Consider the following 22,003-nt stretch of genomic DNA (forward strand, 5'->3'; position numbering starts at 1 on the left):
CTGGCGAACGCCCGCCGGGGTGCGGGGCGCCCCGGGGCGCGCGTTTCGGCCGGGTGCGCGCCGGGATGCGCGCCTCCGGTGTCCGGATACGGGCGGCAAGCCGGGCGCGTGATCCTTTCGCAACCGATTTCCCCACTTGACCGAGACCCAACAAGTGAGGAGGCCATTACGCTCAGCGTTCATGGCCCACGCTACCGACCGCTCGACCTCCGCCTCCGCCGGCGCCCACGCTCCCGCCCTCCCCCTCGGCGAGCCCGTCTACGTCGTCGGCGGCGGACCGGGCGGCCTCGCCGCAGCGGCGGCCCTGCGCGCACGCGGCATACGGGCCGTGGTCCTGGAGAAGTCGGGCGCCGTCGGCGAGTCGTGGCGCCGCCACTACACGCGCCTGCGGCTGCACACCACCCGGCGTCTGTCCGCGCTGCCGGGGCTGCCCATGCCGCGCTCCTTCGGACGCTGGGTCGCGCGCGCCGACGTCGTCCGCTACCTGGAGAAGTACGCCGACGTCCACGATCTGGAGATCGTGACGGGCGTCGAGGTGTCCCGGATCGAACGTGACGAGGACGCGCCGGGCGGCGGCTGGGTCCTGCACGCCACCGGCGGACGGCGGCTGACCAGCAGGGCCGTCGTCGTCGCCACCGGCTACAACCACACGCCCCGGCTGCCCGACTGGCCGGGCGCCGACTCCTGGACCGGCGAGCTGCTGCACGCGAGCGGCTACCGCGACCCGGCCCCGTACGCGGGCAGGGACGTCCTGGTGGTCGGCGTCGGCAACACGGGCGCCGAGATAGCCGTCGACCTGGTCGAGGGCGGCGCCGCACGGGTGCGGCTGGCCGTCCGTACCGTGCCGCACATCGTGCGCCGCTCCACGGCCGGCTGGCCCGCGCAGGCCGGCGGCATCCTGGCGCGCCGCATGCCGGTACGGCTGGTGGACGCGGCGGCCCGCGTGCTGGGCCGGGTCTCCGTACCCGACCTGTCGGCGCACGGGCTGCCCCGCCCGGACACCGGGCTGTACTCGCGGGCGCGCCAGGGCGCCGTCCCGGTGCAGGACGTCGGGCTCGTCGACGCCGTGCGTACGGGGAAGGTGGAAGTGGTCGCGGCGGTCGAGGCGTTCGACGGCGGCGAGGTGGTGCTGGCCGACGGCGACCGGATCGCCCCGGACGCGGTGATCGCGGCGACCGGCTACCGGCGTGCCCTGGAGGGGCTCGTCGGTCATCTGGGTGTCCTGGACGACCAGGGCCATCCGGTGGTGCGCGGCGCCCGGACGCCCCGCCATGCGCCGGGCCTGTACTTCACGGGTTTCACCAACCCGATCAGCGGGATGCTCCGCGAACTGGCCATCGACGCCCGCAGGATCGCCCGGGCGCTCGCGAAGAGCTGACCCGGGCGTCCCTGGAGGCCCGCCCGGGAGCGGGCGGGATCAGTGGGTCACTCGGCCGGAACGGGCGCGTTCAGCACGACCTTGCCCGTGTCGTTCTTCGGGTTCGGGTCGAACGCGAGCGGCTTGTCGCCCCACGGCGCCCGCAGCGTGACGTCCCCCGTGGCCCCGGCCACGACGGTGTCCACCCGCAGCTGGAACGCGTAGGTCAGCTTCTGGTCCTCGGCGACCACCATGGGCACGTCGCACAGGTAGCGCGGCGCGCCGACCCGGTCGGCCGTCCAGCCGCCGTCCAGGGTGCGGGGGTCGCAGTTCTCCGGCGCGGACATGACCGTCGCGCCCTCCGGCACGATCAGGTCGACGGCGGCGACGGGCTCGCCGGAGCCGAGGTTGGCGACCCACGCCGGGCCCTTGTTGCGGAAGGTCAGGTTCATGGGAACGGTCTCGCCGGCCGCCCCGGTCACCTTCGCGCCGCGCACCGCGAAGTCGGCGGTGTTGACGGCGCGGACGGTTGCCTGCCCGCCGTTGTCCTCGGGCGAGAGGTCCTCGACGCCGCCGCCCGGCTGGACGCCGACGTCGAGGCGCTCGTTCAGGGCGAACGGCGCCACGGTGGCCGTGAGCGGCTTGGGCAGCGTGAAGGAGGCGCCCGGGGCGACGACCTCGTCGAAGGCGCAGTCCACCCTGGTCAGCGCCTTGACGGGCTCGTCACCGAGGGGCTCGCTGGTGCACTGGGGGGCGATCTCGTCCAGGAGGAGGCCGCGTGACACGTGCAGGGTGACCTGGACGCCGTCGGCGGCTTCGTTGCCGTTGTTGACGACCGAGAAGGGCACGGTCACGGTGTCGCCCGGCCGTACGCCCTCGAAGGTGCCGGGCCGCTCCATGGCCAGGTCGGGCCCCGAGGCGAGCCGGACGGTGGTCTCGTACCCCTGGGGCGCGACGATCGTGCCGCCCCAGGCCGTGGTCGTGGCCTTCGCCTGGTACGTGATGCGACCGGCGGCACCGGCCTCCGCACCGGCCGCGGCCCGTATCCCGAGCCGTATCTGCGGGGTGGCGGTCACGGGGACCACGGGGACGGAGCAGACGGCGGTGGTGCCGCTGGGGGCGCAGTTCTCCGGCCAGGTGACGTCGGCGACGCCGGTCAGCTCGGAGACGTCGACGGTGAGGCGGCCGTCGGTCACCCGGTAGCCCGCGTTGTCGTGCGACAGGCCCAGTTCGAGCGTGCGGGTCTCGGCCTCGCCGTTCTCGGGCGCCACGGTCAGCACGGCCTCGTACGGCACGTCGATCCACAGCTGGTCACTGGCGGCGAACGCCGGAGCGGCGGCGGCTCCGACCATCAGGGTTCCGGCCAATGCGGCCCCCGCACCGGCCCGTAGCGCCCGGCCGGCCGTTATCGTTCTCATGCGTCTCCTCCGAAGAGCTGGTCCGTGAACCAGCGCTGTGTCATCGATCACCGGTTTGACCGCCGGTGCCTGTCGAAAGTTGTACCGGTCGGCCCTTGCGTCCCGATCACCGCCGTGGCCTCCCCCACGGACCGCGCAGGCCGCCCGCGACCCACGGACACCCCTCCGTTCCGTGCAGACCTGTTCCTGACATGCCGTCACTTCGCTAATCTGACAGAGCGTCAGGTTCGCGTCATGTCCATCGGTCCCTTGGGACGACGACACGCAGGAGCGGCGGAACGATGCTCGGATCGACTCACGGCACCTTCACCACCGACCTCCGCGCCCGTGTGGTGGCCTGCGGGCGCACCCCCGGCGGCACCGTCCACGGGATCGCCGCGGCCGAGGGCGACCTCGACGTCAGCGGCCGGCCGCTGTACTCCTCCGTCCCCGATCTGGACCGGTTCTTCCGCCCCCGCGCCGTCGCCGTCGTCGGGGCGTCCGACACCGACGGGCGGCCCGGCGCGGGCATCACCCGGCAGCTGATCCGCTGGTCCGAGCGGGTCGGCGCCCGGCTGCACCCCGTCCACCCGACCCGTCCGTCGGTGTTCGGGCTCCGCTGCGTACCGTCCGTGGCCGAGCTGCCCGAGCCCGTCGACGTCGCCGTCCTGCTGGTCGCCGACCCCGTTCCGGTGATCGCGGAACTCGACGCAGCCAAGGCGCGCTTCGCCGTCGCCTTCGCGTCCGGGTTCGCCGAGACCGGCGACGCCGGCACCGCCGCGCAGGCCCGCCTCACCTCGGCCGTGGCCCGCTCCGGGCTGCGGCTCCTGGGCCCGAACACCAACCTCAACGCGTTCGAGGAGTTCCGCCAGGACCTCGAAGGGCCCGCGATCGCGCTGATCACCCAGTCCGGGCACCAGGGCCGGCCCCTGCACGCCCTCCAGGAGCTGGGCGTACGGCTCTCCCACTGGGCACCGACCGGCAACGAGGCCGACCTGGAGACCGCCGACTTCCTCGCGTACTTCGCCGAACGCCCCGAGGTCGGGGCGATCGCCTGCTACCTGGAAGGACTGCGGGACGGGCGCTCCTTCCTGCTCGCCGCCGACCGCGCCGCCCGGCGCGGTGTGCCGGTCGTCGCGGTCAAGGTCGGCCGCACCGAGACCGGCGCACGGACCGCCGCCTCGCACACCGGCAAGCTGACCGGCGCCGACCAGGTGGTGGACGCGGCCATGCGCCAGTTCGGGGTGATCCGCGTGGACGCCCTGGACGAGCTCCAGGACACCGCGACCCTGCTCGCGCGGGCCCGCCCGCCCGTCGCCGACGGCGTGGCCGTCTACTCCATCTCCGGCGGCACGGGCGCGCACGTCGCGGACCTGGCGACGGCCGCCGGGCTGCGCCTCCCGGTGCTGCCACGGGACCGGCAGGACACCCTGCGCCAGTGGATACCCGACGACCTGAACGTGGCCAACCCGATCGACTGCGGCGGCCACCCGGTCGGTGACGCGCGCGGCCGGAAGATCATCGACACGATCCTCGCCGACCCCGCCGTCGGGGTGCTGATCTGTCCGATCACCGGCCCGTTCCCTCCCATGAGCGACCGGCTCGCCCAGGACCTGGTGGACGCGGCGGAGGCCACGGACAAGACGGTGTGCGTCGTCTGGGGCTCGCCCGTCGGCACCGAGGCCGCCTACCGCGAGACGCTGCTCGGCTCCTCGCGGCTCGTCACCTTCCGCACGGTCGGCAACTGTGTCGCGGCCGTCAAGGCGTACCTCGACCACCACCGGTTCACCGCCGCGTACCGCTCGCCGTTCGACGAGGCGCCGCGCACGCCGTCGCCCTCGTTCCGCAAGGCGCGGGCCCTGCTGAGCCCGGGACGCCGCCTGAGCGAGCACGCGGCGAAGCAGCTCCTGCGGGCGTACGGCATCCGCGTGCCGCGCGAGCAGCTGGTCACCAGCGCGGCGGCGGCCGTCCGCGCGGCCGGCCAGGTCGGCTACCCGGTCGTGCTGAAGGCGTCGGCGCCGCAGCTCGCCCACAAGACCGAGCTGGGCCTGGTCAGGATCGGGCTCACCTCCGCGAGCCAGGTCCGGGACACCTACCGGGAGCTCACCGACATCGCCCGCTACGAGGACATCGCCCTGGACGGCGTCCTGGTCTGCCAGATGATCGAGCGGGGCGTCGAGATGGTCGTGGGCGTCACGCACGACGAGCTGTTCGGCCCGACCGTGACCGTGGGCCTCGGCGGCGTCCTGGTGGAGGTCCTGCGGGACACGGCGGTACGGGTGCCGCCGTTCGGCGAGGACCAGGCGCGGGCGATGCTCCGCGAACTGCGCGGGCGGGCCCTGCTGGACGGGGTGCGGGGCGGCCCGCCGATGGACGTCGACGCGCTGGTGGAGGTCGTGCTGCGGGTCCAGCGGATGGCGCTGGAGCTGGGCGGCGACCTCACGGAGCTGGACATCAATCCGCTGGTCGTGCTGGAACGCGGCCAGGGCGCGGTCGCGCTGGACGCGCTGGCCGTGTGCCGCTGAGCCCCCCACGGCCCCCGGCACGGCACGCTCCACGGCCTGCTCCACCGCCGTCGCCACCGGCACCGCCACCGCCGTCGCCACCGGCTCCGGCCGGGGGCGGCCGATCGCGCCCGTGCCGCTTGCCTCGCCTCCCCCGTATCCCCCGTATCCCCTGTTTCCCCCGTATCCCCCGTTTCCCGTCGTGCCGTCTTCCGTCGATCGGAGCCGCCGGACCATGACTTCCTCCCCCGAAGAGTCCACCGGACGCGAAAAGTCCCTGGACTCATTGGTACGGCACGCCACTGACAACGGCGTCTCGTGGATCACCCTCGACCGCCCCCACGCCATGAACGCCGTGACGTGGGACCAGCGGGAACGGATCATCGCCCTGCTGGCCGAGGCATCGGCCGACCCCGACGTACGGGCCGTCGTGCTGACCGCCACCGGCAGGGGCTTCTGCGCGGGCGCCGACCTCCGGGGGGCGTCCGCCCGGTCCCGGGAGCGCGCTCCGGGCGATGTCGCCCGGATGATCCGCCTCGGCGCGCAGCGGCTGATCGGCGCCGTACTGGACTGCGAGAAGCCGGTGATCGCAGCCGTGAACGGCACGGCGGCCGGTATCGGCGCCCACCTCGCGTACGCCTGCGACCTTGTCGTCGCCGCCGAGTCGGCCACGTTCATCGAGGTGTTCGCCCGCCGGGGCCTGGTCCCGGACGGCGGCGGGGCCTATCTGCTGGCGCGCCTGGTGGGGCCGCGGCGGGCGAAGGAGCTGATGTTCTTCGGCGACGCCCTGACGGCGGCCGACGCTGAACGGCTGGGTCTGGTCAACCTGGTCGTCGCGGACACCGAGCTGGAGAGCACGGCCCGCGCCTGGGCCGAGCGTCTCGCGCAGGGCCCGACCAGGGCCTACGCCCTCACCAAGCAGCTGGTCGACGCGTCGCTCGACAGCGACAGGGCCGCCGCGTTCGCCGCCGAGGCGGCCGCCCAGGAGCTCAACATGGCGACCTACGACGCCGACGAGGGCGTGGCGAGCTTCGTGGAACGACGCCGCCCCCGGTACCGGGGCCGCTAGTACCGGGGCCGCCAGCCGGCACCGCCGGACATCGATCACTCGGGCGCGAAGCCGGTACGGGGACGTGAAGTCGGTGCCGGAGGCGAACGCACGGGCCGGGAGCACCATCATGCTCAGGTGGAAGAAGGACCCCGAGGTCAAGGAAGTGCTCATGCCCCTGAGAACCGCCAGGACGCCGTCCCTGGCCCCGGCCGTGGCCTTGGCCGTGGCCCTGGCGCTCGCCGCCGGGGCGACGCTCACCGCCTGCTCGTCCGGCGGCTCACTCGACTACCGGAGCGACTACTCGGCCCACGAGCCGCTGCGTGTCGTCGGCTACCCGTCCACGGGCAGCCTCGACGTGGTCCAGAAGGCGGTCTGGCGGCTCGCCGACCGTGACGCCGACGCGCTGGCCGCGCTGGCCGTGGAGGACGACGACGCGGACGCCGATGCCGACGCGACGGCCCGCACCTGGGTCAGGGCGTTCGGCGCGGCCGCGCAGGGCGAGGTGACGGCCGACTTCTACGACGAGGGATCCACGCGTCAGGTCGTGGTCCTGTACTTCGCGAAGAGCGGCCAGGTGAAGGAGATCGAGGCGCGGATCGGCGCCGACGACACGTGGGGCATCACGCTCGCCGAACCGAACCCGGCCGTGGCCACGGCCAGGCCCACGTGGGCCCCGGCGAAGCCGGGCGGCTCGGGCTCGAAGTCGGAGTGACACCGGGCCGCACGCCGCACCGCGCGAGCGCGGTACCTCGGCGTACGGCCCCCCTCGGCGAAACCCCCTCGGTGTACGGCCCTCGGCGTACGGAGCCGGAGACACGGCCCCCATTCCCGAGGCCCTCCGCCCGACGCCCTCCTCCCACCGCCCGCCGCCCTCCCTCCTCCTCCGTCTTCCGTCCTCCGTCCTCCGTCCTCCCCGCCTCCCCGCCTCCCCGCCTCCCAGGGCTTCCGAACTGACGCTGCATCAGTTTCAATGGTGGGGTGATGGGACACGCCGGAATGGCGGCCGCCGCCGTCCGCCACCTCAGGTCCGTCGGGGCAGCCCCGACCATGCGGCCGCACCCCCGCCCCGCCCTGCGCGCGGTGCGGGACGACGAACGACCGCCCCTCGACCCGGCCGAGTTCCGGCGGGTCCTGGGCCACTTCGCCAGCGGAGTGACCATCGTGACGGCGTACGACCCGGAGGGCGGCGCACCCGCCGGGTTCGCCTGCCAGTCGTTCGCGTCCCTGTCGCTGGACCCGCCGCTGGTCGCCTTCATGGTGGCCCGTACGTCCACGACGTGGCCGCGCATCGCACGGGCGGGCGCCTTCTGCGTGAACGTCCTGGGCGCCGACCAGGCCGCGCTGTGCCGTGCGTTCGCGGTGAGCGGCGCCGACAAGTTCGCCGGGGTCGCCCACACCCCGGCCCCCGTGACCGGCGCGCCGCTCCTCGACTCCGTACCGGCCTGGATCGACTGCACGGTCCACGCGGTGCACCCGGGCGGCGACCACCTGATCGTGGTGGGCCGCGTACAGGCACTCGACGCCACCGACGACGGCGCGCCCCTGCTGTTCCACCGGGGCGGCTTCGGCGGCTTCGGGCGCTTCCCGGAATGACCCCCGGGGCCGGCCGGCCGGCCGTGCCGCGTCAGCCCTCGTCGCGGCGGGTGAAGGTGTACCAGGACGGCGCGTCCACGTCGCCGTACCGCACGTTGAGCCGTGGACTGTGCGGCGTTCCGCTGATGGTCAGGGCGGCCCAGTCGCTCCCGGCGCAGCCCGGGACCTCGATCGTCACGGACTGGAGCCAGGGGTTGTCGTCGCCGGTGTACGTCCAGGTGCCGGTGGAGTCGCAGCGGCGGGCCGTGCGGTCCGCGTCGCCGACGGTGTAGTCGCGGTCGGTCACCCCGACCGCCGTCGCCGTACCGTCCGGGGCGAGCCGCAGTGAGCCGCCCCGGCCGTCGACCCACGTCCCCGCCAACCGGTCGGCGGACACGCGCGGCGGCCGGTACTCGTCGACGAGCCCGGTACCGAAGAGGAGCCCGCCGATGACGTACACGGCGACCACGGAACCCGCGCCGGCAGCGTACGTGCGCGCGGTGAGCCCGACGGGCCTGCCCTCCCGTACGCGGCGGGTGGCCAGCCGTGCGAGGGAGGCGGCGACGGTGATCGCCGCCGTACCGCCCAGCCACCGCAGCCCGCCGCCGGTTCCCGTGGCGCCGAGCGCCCCCGCACCCGCCACCACCGCACCCGCCACCACCGCGGCGACCACGGGCACCCACCACCACGCCTCCCGGCCGGTGAAGCGCCGCCCCAGCCGGGCGGCCACGGCGGCCGTCGGCAGCACCAGGAACAGCGACACCAGCAGCCCCAGCGGCACCCCGAAGCAGACGATGAACGGCAACTCGACCAGGAACCGGTCAGGCCCCCCGTCCCTCTCCGGCCGGTCCCGCACCAGCGTGGCGAACCGCGCCACCAGAACGACGAGCGCCGTCTGCACGACGACCGCCGCCCCGGCCACCGTCAGCGCCTGGACCTCCCACCCGCGCGCACCGGAAACCCTCCGCTCCCCGCTCACGGTGTTCCCCTCAGCGGGCGGGCCGCAGCTCGTACAGGTCCCAGGAGTCGGGGTCGCCGACCGTGACGTAGAGCATGACGTCTCCGGGGGTGCCGCCCACTTCCCAGTCCTGGTTCAGGCAGGTGCTGTCGCCGGACACCTCGACCTTCTGGGTCCGTGGGCCGTCGCCCCGCTCGTACGCCCACCTGCCCGTGCCCGCGCACTCCTCGACCACGTCCTCGCCCGTCGCCCAGTCGGTTCTGCGGTGGTCCAGGCCGGTCGCCGTGACCGTGCCGTCGGGCGCGAAGCGGATCGTGCCGCCGTGGCCGTCGGACCACGCGCCGACGATCGTGTCGCGGGTCAACCGCGGAGGGCTGTACTCCTGGAGGAGACCCGTGGACAGGGCGGCGACCGCGAGGACGGCGGCCGCCGGTACGGCCGCCATACAGGCCAGGACGGCCTTGCCCTGAAGCCACAGCAGGTCGACGGACCGGTCCCGGGCGACGACGGCCGGCCGGGCGGCCAGCCCGGCGACGGTGAGGACCGCCGTGGCCACGGCCCAGGCCACGCCGAGCGGCACCGGCCCGGCGCCGACCAGCGGCCCGACGGAGCCGACGAGCACCGCGACCACGACGCCCGTCACCAGCGGGACCCCCCACCAGGGCCCGCGCTCCCTCCGCGTGACGCGCCGCCCCGCCCACTCGGCCAGCCCCACCAGCGGCAGGACCACACCGGCGGACACCACGAACCCGACCACCGCTCCGGGTACAGCGAGGAACGCCAGCGCCACGAACCCGAGCACGTGGTATCCGGCACTCGGTGTGAACTGCGTCTGCGCGTAGGCGACCTGCGCGATCAGCGCGATCACCGCCTCCGCGAACAGCACGGTCATCGAGATCGCGAGCGCCGCGCCGTACCGCGCCCCGAAGCCGCGCTCCGGCGGGCGCGGCGGAATCCATGCCTGATACGGCAGGTACGGGTGTCCCCCCATGGTCATCCCCTCCTGTCGGGGATCCTCCTCCAGGGGGTCGGCGGCCCCGCGTCCGGGGTCCCTCCAGCGTCCCGCCCGGCCATCGGCGGCTCCGCGACCGCGCCCGGCCGGGGTGTCCGGCTCGGGGACTAGGCCAGCCGTACCGCCACGACGCCCGCCACCGCGACTGCCGTCTCCAGGGGGTCGGCGGCCCCGCGTCCGGGGTCCTCCAGCGTCCCGCCCGGCCATCGGCGGCTCCGCGACCGCGCCCGGCCGGGGTGTCCGGCTCGGGGACTAGGCCAGCCGTACCGCCACGACGCCCGCCACCGCGACCGCCGTCGCCGTGAGGGCCCCGTACAGGGCCACGCGGCCGCACAGGCGTCCCAGGCGCGGGTCTCCCCGGCGGGCGAGGGCCGGGCGGGCCGCCAGGCCGGGCGCGGCGAGCGCCACCGTGACGGCGAGCCACACGACCGCCGCCGGAACCGGGGCCGCCCCGGCCCAGGCCGCCCAGACCGCCGCGGCCGCGGCGGCGACCGCCGCCGTGAGGACCGCGAGCCATGCCGTCGGGCCGTCCGCGCCACGCCGGCCCAGCCGTTCGGCGGCGGCGACCAGCGGCAGGACCACCAGGGCGGAGACCGCCGCACCGGCCACCGCGCCCACGAGGAGCAGCACCGGCAGGCCGAGGACGGGCAGGATGACGGCGTACCCGTGCGGGTCCGCCATCGGGTCGTCCTGGCCCACCGCGTGCAGGACGAACGCCTCCACGGCGAGCACCGTCTCCACGAGCTGCACCGCCACCGCGACCAGCAGCGCGCCCCCGTACCTGGCCGTGAAGTCGCGGTCCTGCGCCGCCGGATGGTCCGGCCATGGCATGACCTGTCTGTTCAATTCCCCCACCCCTCCCCGGCACAGCGTCTCAGACGAGGGCCGCCGGCCGGCGGCGGATCACCAGGGCCATCAGCGCCGCCGCCGCGCACAGCGCGCCCGACGCGTACCAGACGATGTCGTAGGAGCCGAACACGTCCCGGGCCGCGCCGCCCAGGAAGGCGACGAGCGCCGCGCCGACCTGGTGGGAGGCGAGGACCCAGCCGAAGACGATCGCCGAGTCGTCGCCGAAGTGCTCGCGGCACAGGGCGATCGTCGGCGGCACCGTCGCCACCCAGTCCAGGCCGTAGAACACGATGAAGAAGATCATCGGCGGGTGCACGCTCGGCGCGAGCAGCATGGGGAGGAAGAGGAGCGAGACGCCGCGCAGGGCGTAGTAGACGGCGAGCAGGCGGCGGGCCTCGAACCGGTCGGTGAACCAGCCCGACGCGATCGTGCCGACGACGTCGAAGACGCCGATGACGGCGAGCAGCGACGCGGCGGCCGTGATGGGCATGCCGTGGTCGTGGGCGGCCGGGACGAAGTGGGTCTTCACCAGGCCGTTGGTCGAGGCGCCGCAGATCGCGAAGGTGCCCGCGAGCAGCCAGAACGGGCCGGTGCGCGCCGCCCGGAACAGGACCGTGACCGCCCGCCGGGCGGCGCCGGGCACGGGGGCGGGCTTCGGGACGAACGTGTCCGCCCCGTACGGGGCGAGCCCCACGTCCGCCGGGTGGTCGCGCAGCAGCAGCCAGACGAACGGGACGACGGCGATCGCCGACAGCGAGACCGTGACCGACGCGGGGCGCCAGCCGTGGTTCTCGACCAGCCAGGACAGCAGCGGCAGGAACACCAGCTGGCCGGAGGCGCCGGCCGCCGTCAGCACGCCCGTGACGAGGCCGCGCCGGGCGGCGAACCAGCGGTTGGTGACGGTCGCGGCGAAGGCCAGCGCCATGGAGCCGCTGCCGAGCCCGACCAGGAAGCCCCAGAACAGCACGAGTTGCCAGGCGGCCGTCATCCAGACGGTCAGCACGGAGCCGACCGCGATCACCGTGAGCGCGACGGCCACGACCCGGCGGATGCCGAACCGGTCCATGAGCGCGGCCGCGAACGGCGCCGTCAGCCCGTACAGCGCCAGGTTCACCGACACCGCGAAGCCGATGGTGCCGCGCGACCAGTCGAACTCGCTGTGGAGCGGTTCGATCAGGAGTCCCGGCAGGGAGGCGAAGGCGGCGGCGCCGATGATCGTGACGAAGGTGACGGCGGCCACGAACCAGGCGCGGTGGACACGGGGGCGGCGCAGGGGCACCTGCACGGAAGACCGAGGGGTTGTCTGGGTCACGTCACACAGGATCACGGGTCGGTGAAACGCGGACCACTGGCCCGAATGACAGCTTTCGATACGATCGGGCCATGACCGTCTCCGGCACCCGGCACCGCGTCGTCGTCCTGGCCCTCACCGGCCTGCTCCCCTTCGAGCTCGGCATACCGCACCGGATCTTCGGCCGCGCCAAGGACGCCGACGGGCGTCCGCTGTACGAGATCGTCACCTGCGGCCTCGCGCCCGGCCCGGTCCGCACCGACGCGGACTTCACGGTCGATGTGCCGTACGGCCCCGAGGCCCTCGCCACCGCCGAAACGGTCGTCGTCCCCGCCTCGTACGAGCTCGGGCCCGTGTACGAGGAAGGCCGCCTCACCGGCGAACTGGCCGCCGCGCTCGCCCACATCCGGCCAGGCACCCGGCTCGTCGCCATCTGCACCGGCGGGTACGTCCTGGCGGCGGCCGGGTACCTCGACGGGCGGCCCGCGACGACGCACTGGTCGTCCGCCGACCACTTCCAGCGGCTGTTCCCCTCGGTCGAGGTCGACCCGGACGTCCTGTTCATCGACGACGGCGACGTCCTCACCTCGGCCGGCGTCGCCGCCGGGATCGACCTGTGCCTGCACATCGTGCGCCGCGACCACGGCGCGGCCGTCGCCAACGAGGTCGCCCGCCGCACGGTCGTACCGCCCCACCGGGACGGCGGCCAGGCCCAGTACATCCGCCGCCCGGTCCCCGAGCCGCGCGTCGCCACCACGTCCCGCGCCCGCGCCTGGGCGCTCGACCGCCTCCACGAGCCGCTCCAGCTCCGGGATCTCGCCGAGCGTGAGGCGATGAGCGTACGGACGTTCACGCGCCGGTTCCGCGAGGAGGTGGGGACCAGCCCCGGCCAGTGGCTGACCCAGCAGCGCGTCGAGCGCGCCCGGCAGCTGCTGGAGTCCACGGGGCTGTCCGTGGACCGGGTCGCCGAACGCGCGGGGTTCGGTACGGCGCAGTCGATGCGGCAGCACTTCCAGTCCGCGCTGGGCGTCCCGCCGACCGCGTACCGCCGTACCTTCCGCGCGACGCGCCAGGACGGCTGACGGGGGGGCGGCGCGCGGCAGTCGGGGCGCGGCAATCGACGCGGGTCTGACGGCGCGCGGCAGTCGACGCGGGTCTCACGGGACGTTTCAGCCACCGAACGTGAGCACCGCACGGGCCGTCACCCGGCCCTCGCGTACGTCCTCCGCCGCCTTCGCCACGTCCTCGACCGGGTACGTCGCCGACACCAGCGCGTCCAGTTCCAGCAGGCCCTGCCGGTACAGGTCGGCGTACAGCCGGATGTCGTGCTGCGGCCGGGAACTGCCGTACCGGCAGCCCAGGACCGACTTGTCGAGGAACATCGCGGCGGGCGCGAACGTCGCCTCCGCCGTGGGCGCCGTCATGCCCAGGAGGACCGCCTGACCGCCCCGGTCCAGCAGGTCGACGGCCTGCCGGATCAGCCCGGTGCGGCCGACGCACTCGAAGACGTGGTCCGCGCCGGTCGGCAGCACCTCGCGTACGGCCTCGACGGACGACCGGAAGTGCGTCGCGCCGAACCGTCGCGCCACCGCCTCCTTCGCCGGGTTCGCGTCCACGGCGACGATGACCGACGCGCCCGCGAGCCGCGCCCCCTGGACGGCGTTGAGGCCGACGCCGCCCGCGCCGATGACGACGACGGTGTCGCCGCGCCGGGTCCGCGCCCGGTTCAGCACGGCTCCGACGCCGGTCAGCACCGCGCAGCCGATGAGCGCGGCCGACGTCGGCGGCACCTCCTCCGGGATCCGTACGGCCTGGACCGCCTTGACCACCGTCCGTTCCGCGAACGCCGAGTTCGAGGCGAACTGGAACACCGGCTTCCCGGCCCGCTGGAACGGCCGTCCCGGCCGGCCGATCGCCCGGCGGCACATCGTGGGCCGTCCCCGGTCGCAGTCGGCGCACGTGCCGCAGTTCGCGAGCGTCGACAGCGCCACATGGTCACCCGGCGCCACATGGGTCACACCCGCGCCGACGGCCTCCACCACGCCCGCGCCCTCGTGTCCGAGGACGACCGGCGCGGGGAACGGGATGGTCCCGTCGACCACCGACAGGTCGCTGTGGCACAGCCCGGCGGCGGCGATCGCCACCAGCACCTCGCCGGGTCCCGGATCCCGTACGTCGAGGTCGGTGACGAACCGCAGTCGCTCACCGTCGAACAGGACGCCTCTCACCGTGGCTCCTTCGGCAGGCCGAGCACGCGCTCGGCGATGATGTCGCGCTGGATCTCGTCGGAGCCGCCGTAGATGGTGTCGGCCCGGCTGAACAGGAACGCCTGCTGGAGCGCGTCCAGTTCGTACGCGTCGGGGGCGCCGGGCGACCAGTCCCCCGGCCCCTCGGCACCGGCAGCGCCCCGGATCCGGATGGCCAGCTCGCCGAGCCGCTGGTGCCAGCGCCCCCACAGCAGCTTGGCCACACTGGACGCGCCCGCCTCCCCGGACGCACCGGGACCGCCGAGCGTGCGCAGGGCGTTCCAGCGCATCACCCGCAGCTCGGCCCACTGCCATACGAGCAGGTCCCGGACGACGGGGTCGCGCGCCGCGCCGTTGTCCTCGGCCAGCCGCACCACGTCCCGCAGTTCCGCCTCGAAGCCGATCTGCTGGACGAGCGTCGACACACCCCGCTCCACCGCCAGCAGGCCCATGGCGACGCGCCAGCCGTCGCCCTCGCGGCCCACGACGTCCGCCGCCTCCGCGCCGTCGAAGAACACCTCGTTGAACTCGCTGGTCCCGGACATCTGCCGGATGGGCCGCACCTCGATCCTGCCGGGCTGGTCCATCGGAACGAGGAGGAACGACAGCCCGTGGTGGCGCCGTGAGCCGGGCTCGGAGCGGGCCAGGACGAAGCACCAGTCGGCGTCGCGGGCGAGCGACGTCCAGATCTTCTGGCCGGTGATCCGGTACGCGCCCCGGCCCCGGCCCCGGCCGCCGCCAGCGCCTCCGCCCCGGCTCCCGTCGCGTTCCGCCACCGTGCGCAGCCCGGCGAGGTCCGAGCCGGCGCCCGGCTCGCTGTAGCCCTGGCACCAGAGTTCCTCGCCGCGCGCGATGCCGGGCAGGTAGCGGTCCTGCTGGGCGCGGGTGCCGTGGGCGATGAGCGTCGGGGCGAGCAGCTTCTCGCCGATGTGGCCCGTCCTGCCGGGCGCGCCCGCCCGCGCGTACTCCTCGGCCCACACCACCTGCCGGGTGGGCGTGGCGCGCCGGTTGCCGTACCGGCCGTCGGGGGTGTCCCAGCCGATGCCGATCCAGCCGTCGGCGCCCAGCTCACGTTCCCATGCCCGCCCGGACTCCTTCGCCGGACCGTCCAGGTGCGCGGTCAGCCATTCCCGGGCGACCGTGCGGAACTCCTCGTCGTCCGCGCCGAACGCGAAATCCACGGCGTCCGCCCCCTACGCGTTCGGCCGTGCGTCGGCGGCGGCCGCCCTGGCCATCTCCTCCAGCCGTTCCAGCATCGGCATCGGGTCGGTGCCGACGGTGCCGGGGAGGAAGTCCGCGATCCGTTCGGGCGTCCAGCCGCCTTCCGCGTAGGCGGCGCGCAGTTCGCGGGGCTGCGCCCAGACCGCGATCTTGGGTCCTGCGACCGTGTAGACCTGGCCGGTGATCTTCTCGGCGCGGGCCCGGTCGGACAGCAGGTAGACGACGAGGGCGGCGACGTCCTCGGGTTCGCCGATCTCGGTCAGCTCCATGGGCACGCCCGCGGACATCCGGGTGCGGGCGACGGGCGCGACCGCGTTGGCGGTGACGCCGTACTTGTGCAGGCCGAGCGCGGCGCTGCGGACGAGCGAGATGACGCCGCCCTTGGCCGCGGCGTAGTTGGCCTGTGCGACCGATCCCTGGTGGTTGCCGCTGGTGAACCCGATGAGGGTGCCGCGGCCCTGGCGGCGCATGACGGCGGACGCGGCGCGGAACACGGTGAAGGTGCCCTTGAGGTGGGTGGCGACGACGGGGTCCCACTCGTCCTCGGTCATGTTGAACAGCATGCGTTCGCGCAGGATCCCGGCGACGCAGACGACGCCGTCGATTCCGCCGTAGGTGGCGATGGCGGTGTCCACGACGCGCTGTCCGCCCGCCATGGTGGAGATGTCGTCGGCGACGGCGACCGCTTCGCCGTCCGCCGCGGCGATCTCCTTGACGACCGACTCGGCGATCTCCGACGTGGGTTCGGCGCCCTCGACGGAGACGCCGTAGTCGTTGACGACGACCCTGGCGCCCTCGGCGGCGCAGGCGAGGGCGACGGCCCTGCCGATCCCCCGTCCCGCGCCGGTCACGGCGACGGTCATGCCCGCCAGGAACCCCGTGCCCCCGCTGTCACCGCTGCTCATGCCCCGGCTCCCCTCATGCCCCGGCTCCCCTTCCACCGTTTCTGACGGTCCGTTAGATTCTATGGACCGTCAGCTGGAGAAGCGCAAGCCCCGGGGAGGCCCGATGTCACTGCCGGCCGTGTTCCACGACATCGCCAAGCGCGTCAACAACTGGGGCCGCTGGGGGGAGAGCGACGAGAGCGGCACCCTCAACCTGATCACCGACGAGGTCGTACGGGAGGCGGTCACGACCGTCCGCACGGGCGCGCGGATACCGCTCGCACTGGACCTGCGGCAGGACGGGGTGCAGACGGGCGTGATCCCGGGGCGGATCAACCCGCTGCACGCGATGGTGCAGATCAACCAGGAGCTCTTCGGCCCGGGTACGGTCGCGACCAGCGACGACATGGTGACGTTCGGCCTCCAGGCGGCCACGCACTGGGACGCGCTGACCCATGTCTCCCACTCGGGCACCCTCTACAACGGCCGTCCGGCGTCCTCCATCACGGCGCACGAGGGCAGCCCGTTCGGCGGCGTCGACAAGATGCGGCACATCGTCTCGCGCGGGGTGCTGCTGGACGTGGCGCGCGCCAAGGGCGTGGAGCGGCTGCCCGGCGGGCACGCCGTCACACCGGAGGACCTGGACGAGGCGGCGGAGTTCGGCGGGGTCACGGTACGGCCGGGTGACATCGTGCTCGTACGGACGGGGCAGATACGGCTGTACCTGGCGGGCGACCGCCACGGGTACGCGTTCCCGTCGCCGGGCCTCTCCCTGCGGACGCCGGAGTGGTTCCGCTCCCGCGATGTGGCGGCGGTCGCCAACGACACGCTGACGTTCGAGATCTTCCCGCCGGAGATCGACGACCTGTGGCTGCCCGTCCATGCCCTGCACCTGGTCGAGATGGGCATGCCGCAGGGGCAGAACTGGAATCTGGAGGCGTTGTCCACAGCCTGTGCACGGGAGCGGCGTTACGCGTTCCTGCTGTCCGCCATGCCGGAACCCTTCGTGGGTGCCACGGGTACGCCGGTCGCCCCGGTGGCGGTGCTCTGAGCCGTGGACCGCGCGGACGGCGTGGGCCGCACGGGCCGCACGTGCCGCGCTCATGGACGGCGTTCGCGGACGGCGCTCGCGCGCGGCGTTCGCGTTGCGGCCCTCGCGCGCGGCGTTCGCGGGCGGCCCTTGCGTGCGGCCCTTGCGTGCGGCTTCTGCGGGTGGCGGCGGCACACATGCGCGCCCCGAGCACGGCACGGCGGCCGCCACCCGGCTCGGCGCGCCTGCCCCGCTACGCCCTGAAGGGGCCGCCGCCGAGTCACGACCCGCACTCGCCGAGGGCGTCAAGCCCTCGGCGTCCCCTCGCCACGAATCGCTGGTCACAAGAGTGATCAGCCAGACACGGCGCGTCAACAGCTATTCCGGGATTTCCCCATTAAGCGGTATGTGTGACGGCGCGCGGCGAGGGCTCGTACGACAGGGGTTCGCGCCCCGTTCCGGTCCCGGCGGGGGCGGCGCGGTCCACCTCGCACCAGATGCTCTTGCCCGCCCCCTCACGCTGCCAGCCCCAGCGGTCGGCGAGTCCGTCGACCAGTTCCAGGCCGCGCCCGTGGGTGTCGTCACCGTCCGCGTGGCGGGGCTGCGGCGCCCGCGCGCTGCGGTCGGCGACCTCCACCCGTACGGCGCCGGGACCGGAACCCGCGCGGAAGAGCATCCGCAGCACCGCGGGGCAGCCGGTGTGCACCACGGCGTTGGTGACGAGTTCGGAGATGAGCAGCACCAGCGTCTCGGCGAGCGGCTCGTCCGCCGCTATCCCCGAGACGGCGAGTCGTGACCGCGCCCATCTGCGGGCCCGTCCCACCTCCGCGGGGTCGGGGCCGACCTCCAACTGAACCTGAAGCACCTGCACCGCTCACACCATCCGAACCGGCGGACACATCGCCTCGCGCCTCACAGTGACCACAGTCGTAACAGCCGTCACTGAACGTGGTTTCCTTATGGCACAGCATGGTTGACGTACAGTCACCGCAACAAGCGCTTCGGGCATATTCCAGCGCGAAGGAGTACGGGTAGTGCATACTGTGCGACGCCCACCGCCGGCAGTCGAACAGGAACGTGCGAAACGCCACCGCAGAGGGCGATTCGCGGAGTTCGCCGGGGCAACCGCACCGGCACCGCCCCGACGCCTCTGCCTCATCGCCACTCGCATCCACGAAACATACCGGAGCGGGACTCCGACTCCGGGGTGTGACGAGGGCCGCGCAGGACACAACCCGGTATCGACGGTGCGTCACCACGGACGGCCGCGGGCCCGGCGCCACCGGCTCAGAGGGCGTCCGCCAGGGCCTCCTCGGCCTCGCCCGCCGTCGGCCCGCGTCCGGCGCGCAGCCAGGCGCGCTTGAGGTGGAGGTGGACGTCGGCCTCCCAGGTGAAACCCATCCCCCCGTACACCTGGAGACAGTCGCGGGCGCCGCGCACGGCCGCCTCGTCGGCGAGCAGCTTGGCGGCCGCGCCGTCCACGGGGTCGCCCGTCACCGCCGCCGCGTAGACGGCGGCACGTGCCGTCTCGACGCGTACCAGCATGTCCGCGCACAGGTGCTGGACCGCCTGGAAGGCGCCGATCGGGCGGCCGAACTGGACACGTTCCCGCGCGTACCGCACCGCGAGCTCCGTCGTGCGCGCCGCGCCGCCGAGCTGCTCGGCGGCCGTCAGCAGCGCGGCCACCGGGTCGGCGGGCGGGCGGGGCGACGGCGGTGCCGGTACGCGGTGCAGCGGGGTGAGCGGGTCGGCGGACCGCACCGGCCGGGCGCCGGTCGCGTCGCCGCGTACGACGTCGGCGGCGTCCAGCCACTCGACGAGTTCCCCGTCCACGGCGGTGACGACGGCCGTGCCCTCCGCCGCGCCCGGCACCTCGCCCGCCGCCAGGTGGGTCGCCACCAGCGGGCCGGGCAGCAGCGCCCGCCCGGCCTCCTCGAAGACGAGGACGGCCTCGGGCAGCCCGAGCCCCACCCCGCCGTCCGCCTCCGGCAGCCGCAGCGCGAAGAACCCGGCGTCGCCCAGCTCCCGCCACAGCTCCCGGTCCAGTACGGGACGTCCCGGTGCGGGACGTCCCGGTGCGGGGTCGTCGGGGGCGGGGTTCCGTGCCGGCCGTCCGGCGCGGCGCGCCAGCAGCTCGCGCATCCCCGCTCGCAACGCCTTCTGGTCGTCGGTCAGCCGGAACCGCACCGCTCCCCTCACCGGCCCTTCGGCAGGCCGAGTACGCGCTCGGCGACGATGTTCCGCTGGATCTGCGACGTACCGGCGGCGATGGTGTACGCCAGGGACGACAGCCGGTCACGTACCCACTCCCGGTCCAGGTCGAGGGCGTCGGGCCCCAGCACGTCGGCCGCCGTGTCGTACAGCTCCTGGCGGGCGTGCGAGTAGCGGAGCTTGAAGACGGACCCGCCGGTCCCGGGCGGCCCGCCGGTGGCCTCGGCCTCGCTGACGTTCCACTGGACCAGCCGCCACAGTGCCCGGAACTCGGCGTTCAGCCGGCCGAGCCTGCGGCGCAGCACGGCGTCGTCCCAGCGCCCGTCGGAGCGGGCGGCCCGCGCGAGCGCGGCGAGGGTGCGGCGGCAGGCGACGACCTCGCCGGCGAAGGCGGTGCCCCGCTCGTAGGAGAGGGTGACCATGGTGACCCGCCAGCCGTCGTTCTCGGCACCGACCCGGTGCCCGACCGGCACCCGCACCTCGTCGAGGAACACCTCGGCGAACTCGGCGGAACCCGCGAGCGTGCGCAGCGGCCGTACCGTCACACCCGGCGCGTCCATGGGCAGCGCCAGCCAGCTGATGCCCCGGTGCCGGGGCGCTTCGGGGTCGGTGCGGACGAGGAGTTCGCACCAGTCGGCGACCTCGGCGTGGGAGGTCCAGATCTTGTGTCCGGTGACGACGTACGTGTCGCCGTCGCGGACGGCCCTGGTCCGCAGGGACGCCAGGTCGGAGCCCGCCTCGGGTTCGCTGAAGCCCTGGCACCACACCTCGTCGCCGCGCAGGATCGGCGCCAGCCACCGGTCCCGCTGGGCGGGGGTGCCCTCGGCCGCGATGGTGGGGCCCGCGTGGAGGAGGCCCACGAAGTTGGCGCCGACATAGGGCGCCCCGGCGCGTTCGGTCTCCTCCAGGAAGATCAGCCGCTGTGTCGGCGGAGCGTCCCAGTGCACGTTCCCGTACCCCGCGTCGTACAGCGTGCGCTGCCAGGCGGTGTCGTAGGCGCGGCGGGCCGGCCAGTCGACGGGGTCGGGCTTCGGCGGGAGGGCGGGCAGGACCGCCGCGAGCCACTCGCGCAGCCCGGCGCGGAACTCCTCCTCGTCGGCCGTGTACGCCAGGTCCATCAGTCGAGGTCCAGGCCGAGCATGCGGATGGCGTTGCCGCGCATGAGTTTGTAGGTGGTCTCGGTGTCGAGGCCCTGGACGTGGTCGAGGGCGACCTGCCTGGTGTGGGGGAAGGTGGAGTCGACGTGGGGGTAGTCGGTCTCGAAGGTGGCGTTGTCGCGGCCGACGACGTCGATGGCGTCGATGCCGTGCTTGTCGCGGAAGAAGCAGCAGAACATCTGCCGGTAGTAGTACGTCGACGGCGGCTCGGGGATCAGGTCCTTCACCCCGCCCCACGCCCGGTGCTCCTCCCACACGTCGTCCGCCCGCTCCAGCGCGTACGGGATCCAGCCCATCTGCCCCTCGCTGTAGGCCAGCTTCAGCCGGGGGAAGCGCACCAGCACACCGGAGAAGAGGAAGTCCATCATCGACGCCATGGCGTTGTTGAACGACAGCGACGCCTGCACCGCCGGAGGGGCGTCCGGGGACGCGGCCGGCATCTGCGACGACGACCCGATGTGCATGTTCACCACCGTCCCCGTCTCCTCGCACACCGCGAAGAACGGGTCCCAGTACCCGCAGTGGATCGACGGCAGACCCAGGTACGTGGGGATCTCGGAGAACGTCACCGCCCGCACCCCCCGCGCCGCGTTGCGCCGGACCTCCGCCACGGCCAGACCGATGTCCCACAGCGGAATCAGGCACAGCGGGATCAGCCGGCCACCGCTGTCACCGCACCACTCCTCCACCATCCAGTCGTTGTACGCCCGCACACACGCCAGACCCACCTCCTTGTCCCGCGCCTCCGCGAACGTCTGCCCGCAGAACCGCGGAAACGTCGGAAAACACAGGCTCGCCTCCACATGGTTCAGATCCATGTCCGCCAGCCGCGCCTTCGGATCCCAGCACCCCCGCCGCATCTCCTCACGCGTGATCCCCTCCAGGGTCATCTCGTCCCGGGAGAAACCCACCGCAGCGATGACGCGCTTGTACGGGAAGCGGAGGTCCTCGTAGATCCACCAGTCCGTCGGCGGCCCGTCGGGGTCCATCGTGATCCGGTACTTCCCGCCGACGTACTCCAACTCGCCGATCCCGGCGGTGAGCGGCTTCGGCCCCCGGTCCCGGTACTTCGCCGGGAGCCAGGTCTCGAAGAGATGGGCGGGCTCGATCACATGGTCGTCCACGCTGATGATCCGCGGCAGGTCTGTCATGGTGCGCCGCCCCTCCCGAGGTCGCCGGCCACTTTTCTGATGGCTCGTCAGATTTCTCAGGCTAGCCGCGCGCCCCTGGACCGACAAGGCGGTCCGCCCTACGCTCCGCACA

At 73.9% G+C, this 22,003-nt stretch carries 19 protein-coding genes; 7 read left to right on the forward strand and 12 right to left on the reverse strand.

What is annotated here, in order from left to right:
- Positions 1-181 precede the first annotated feature (181 nt).
- The gene (locus tag ACGF5U_RS24160) at positions 182-1,378 is read left to right on the forward strand and encodes a flavin-containing monooxygenase (protein WP_392715230.1); all 1,197 of its coding nucleotides are present in this window, start codon (positions 182-184) and stop codon (positions 1,376-1,378) included.
- Positions 1,379-1,425: 47 nt separating this feature from the next.
- Here ACGF5U_RS24160 and ACGF5U_RS24165 read toward each other — a convergent pair whose 3' ends face one another.
- Complete coding sequence (locus ACGF5U_RS24165) at positions 1,426-2,775, reverse strand: hypothetical protein (protein WP_392715231.1); 1,350 nt, start codon at positions 2,773-2,775, stop codon at positions 1,426-1,428.
- Between the two features lie 281 nt (positions 2,776-3,056).
- Between ACGF5U_RS24165 and ACGF5U_RS24170 the strand changes: the two genes are divergently transcribed.
- The 4 genes from ACGF5U_RS24170 to ACGF5U_RS24185 all read left to right on the forward strand — a co-directional run bounded on the left by ACGF5U_RS24170 (position 3,057) and on the right by ACGF5U_RS24185 (position 7,902).
- The gene (locus tag ACGF5U_RS24170) at positions 3,057-5,279 is read left to right on the forward strand and encodes an acetate--CoA ligase family protein (protein WP_392715232.1); all 2,223 of its coding nucleotides are present in this window, start codon (positions 3,057-3,059) and stop codon (positions 5,277-5,279) included.
- A 214-nt stretch (positions 5,280-5,493) separates the two neighbouring features.
- Positions 5,494-6,327, forward strand: a complete 834-nt coding sequence (locus ACGF5U_RS24175; protein ID WP_392715233.1) for an enoyl-CoA hydratase/isomerase family protein — start codon at positions 5,494-5,496, stop codon at positions 6,325-6,327.
- Between the two features lie 151 nt (positions 6,328-6,478).
- Positions 6,479-7,021 carry a hypothetical protein gene (locus ACGF5U_RS24180; RefSeq protein WP_392715234.1) on the forward strand — a complete coding sequence of 181 codons (543 nt, stop codon included), beginning with the start codon at positions 6,479-6,481 and terminating at the stop codon, positions 7,019-7,021.
- A gap of 284 nt (positions 7,022-7,305) precedes the next feature.
- Entirely contained in the window at positions 7,306-7,902 is a 597-nt protein-coding gene (locus ACGF5U_RS24185; RefSeq protein ID WP_392715250.1) for a flavin reductase family protein, read from the forward strand.
- A 31-nt stretch (positions 7,903-7,933) separates the two neighbouring features.
- Here the strand turns inward: ACGF5U_RS24185 and ACGF5U_RS24190 are convergent, their stop codons facing one another.
- From ACGF5U_RS24190 to ACGF5U_RS24205, 4 genes are all read right to left on the reverse strand, one after another.
- The gene (locus tag ACGF5U_RS24190) at positions 7,934-8,860 is read right to left on the reverse strand and encodes a hypothetical protein (RefSeq protein WP_392715235.1); all 927 of its coding nucleotides are present in this window, start codon (positions 8,858-8,860) and stop codon (positions 7,934-7,936) included.
- Positions 8,861-8,870: 10 nt separating this feature from the next.
- Complete coding sequence (locus ACGF5U_RS24195) at positions 8,871-9,830, reverse strand: hypothetical protein (protein WP_392715236.1); 960 nt, start codon at positions 9,828-9,830, stop codon at positions 8,871-8,873.
- 273 nt (positions 9,831-10,103) lie between these two features.
- A complete protein-coding gene (locus ACGF5U_RS24200; protein ID WP_392818902.1) occupies positions 10,104-10,682 on the reverse strand; it encodes a hypothetical protein in 579 nt (192 codons plus the stop codon).
- A gap of 43 nt (positions 10,683-10,725) precedes the next feature.
- Entirely contained in the window at positions 10,726-12,012 is a 1,287-nt protein-coding gene (locus ACGF5U_RS24205; protein ID WP_392718252.1) for an MFS transporter, read from the reverse strand.
- Between the two features lie 71 nt (positions 12,013-12,083).
- Here ACGF5U_RS24205 and ACGF5U_RS24210 point away from each other — a divergent pair, with 71 nt between their 5' ends.
- Positions 12,084-13,073: a GlxA family transcriptional regulator gene (locus ACGF5U_RS24210; protein ID WP_392718250.1), complete on the forward strand. Its 990-nt coding sequence runs from the start codon at positions 12,084-12,086 to the stop codon at positions 13,071-13,073.
- An 87-nt stretch (positions 13,074-13,160) separates the two neighbouring features.
- On the opposite strand, the gene ACGF5U_RS24215 is transcribed toward ACGF5U_RS24210, so the two are convergent.
- The 3 genes from ACGF5U_RS24215 to ACGF5U_RS24225 are packed head-to-tail and all read right to left on the reverse strand — an operon-like array spanning position 13,161 to position 16,363.
- On the reverse strand, positions 13,161-14,219 hold the full coding sequence (locus ACGF5U_RS24215; RefSeq protein WP_392718248.1) for an alcohol dehydrogenase catalytic domain-containing protein: 1,059 nt from the start codon (positions 14,217-14,219) through the stop codon (positions 13,161-13,163).
- Entirely contained in the window at positions 14,216-15,418 is a 1,203-nt protein-coding gene (locus ACGF5U_RS24220; protein WP_392718246.1) for an acyl-CoA dehydrogenase family protein, read from the reverse strand. Before ACGF5U_RS24220 ends, ACGF5U_RS24215 begins: the two co-directional genes overlap by 4 nt.
- 12 nt (positions 15,419-15,430) lie before the next feature.
- Positions 15,431-16,363, reverse strand: a complete 933-nt coding sequence (locus ACGF5U_RS24225) for an SDR family oxidoreductase (protein ID WP_392718244.1) — start codon at positions 16,361-16,363, stop codon at positions 15,431-15,433.
- Positions 16,364-16,466: 103 nt separating this feature from the next.
- Here ACGF5U_RS24225 and ACGF5U_RS24230 point away from each other — a divergent pair, with 103 nt between their 5' ends.
- Entirely contained in the window at positions 16,467-17,393 is a 927-nt protein-coding gene (locus ACGF5U_RS24230; RefSeq protein ID WP_392718271.1) for a cyclase family protein, read from the forward strand.
- 376 nt (positions 17,394-17,769) lie between these two features.
- On the opposite strand, the gene ACGF5U_RS24235 is transcribed toward ACGF5U_RS24230, so the two are convergent.
- From ACGF5U_RS24235 to ACGF5U_RS24250, 4 genes are all read right to left on the reverse strand, one after another.
- Positions 17,770-18,243 carry an ATP-binding protein gene (locus ACGF5U_RS24235; protein ID WP_392718242.1) on the reverse strand — a complete coding sequence of 158 codons (474 nt, stop codon included), beginning with the start codon at positions 18,241-18,243 and terminating at the stop codon, positions 17,770-17,772.
- 416 nt (positions 18,244-18,659) lie between these two features.
- On the reverse strand, positions 18,660-19,559 hold the full coding sequence (locus ACGF5U_RS24240) for an acyl-CoA dehydrogenase family protein (RefSeq protein ID WP_392718240.1): 900 nt from the start codon (positions 19,557-19,559) through the stop codon (positions 18,660-18,662).
- 8 nt (positions 19,560-19,567) lie between these two features.
- Entirely contained in the window at positions 19,568-20,701 is a 1,134-nt protein-coding gene (locus tag ACGF5U_RS24245; protein WP_392718238.1) for an acyl-CoA dehydrogenase family protein, read from the reverse strand.
- Complete coding sequence (locus ACGF5U_RS24250; RefSeq protein ID WP_392718236.1) at positions 20,701-21,891, reverse strand: amidohydrolase family protein; 1,191 nt, start codon at positions 21,889-21,891, stop codon at positions 20,701-20,703. The genes ACGF5U_RS24245 and ACGF5U_RS24250 overlap by 1 nt, the downstream gene beginning before the upstream one ends.
- Between the last annotated feature and the right edge of the window lie 112 nt (positions 21,892-22,003).

Origin of the sequence: Streptomyces sp. NPDC047886, assembly GCF_043204435.1 — a bacterium.
In the GTDB taxonomy this organism is placed as follows: domain Bacteria; phylum Actinomycetota; class Actinomycetes; order Streptomycetales; family Streptomycetaceae; genus Streptomyces.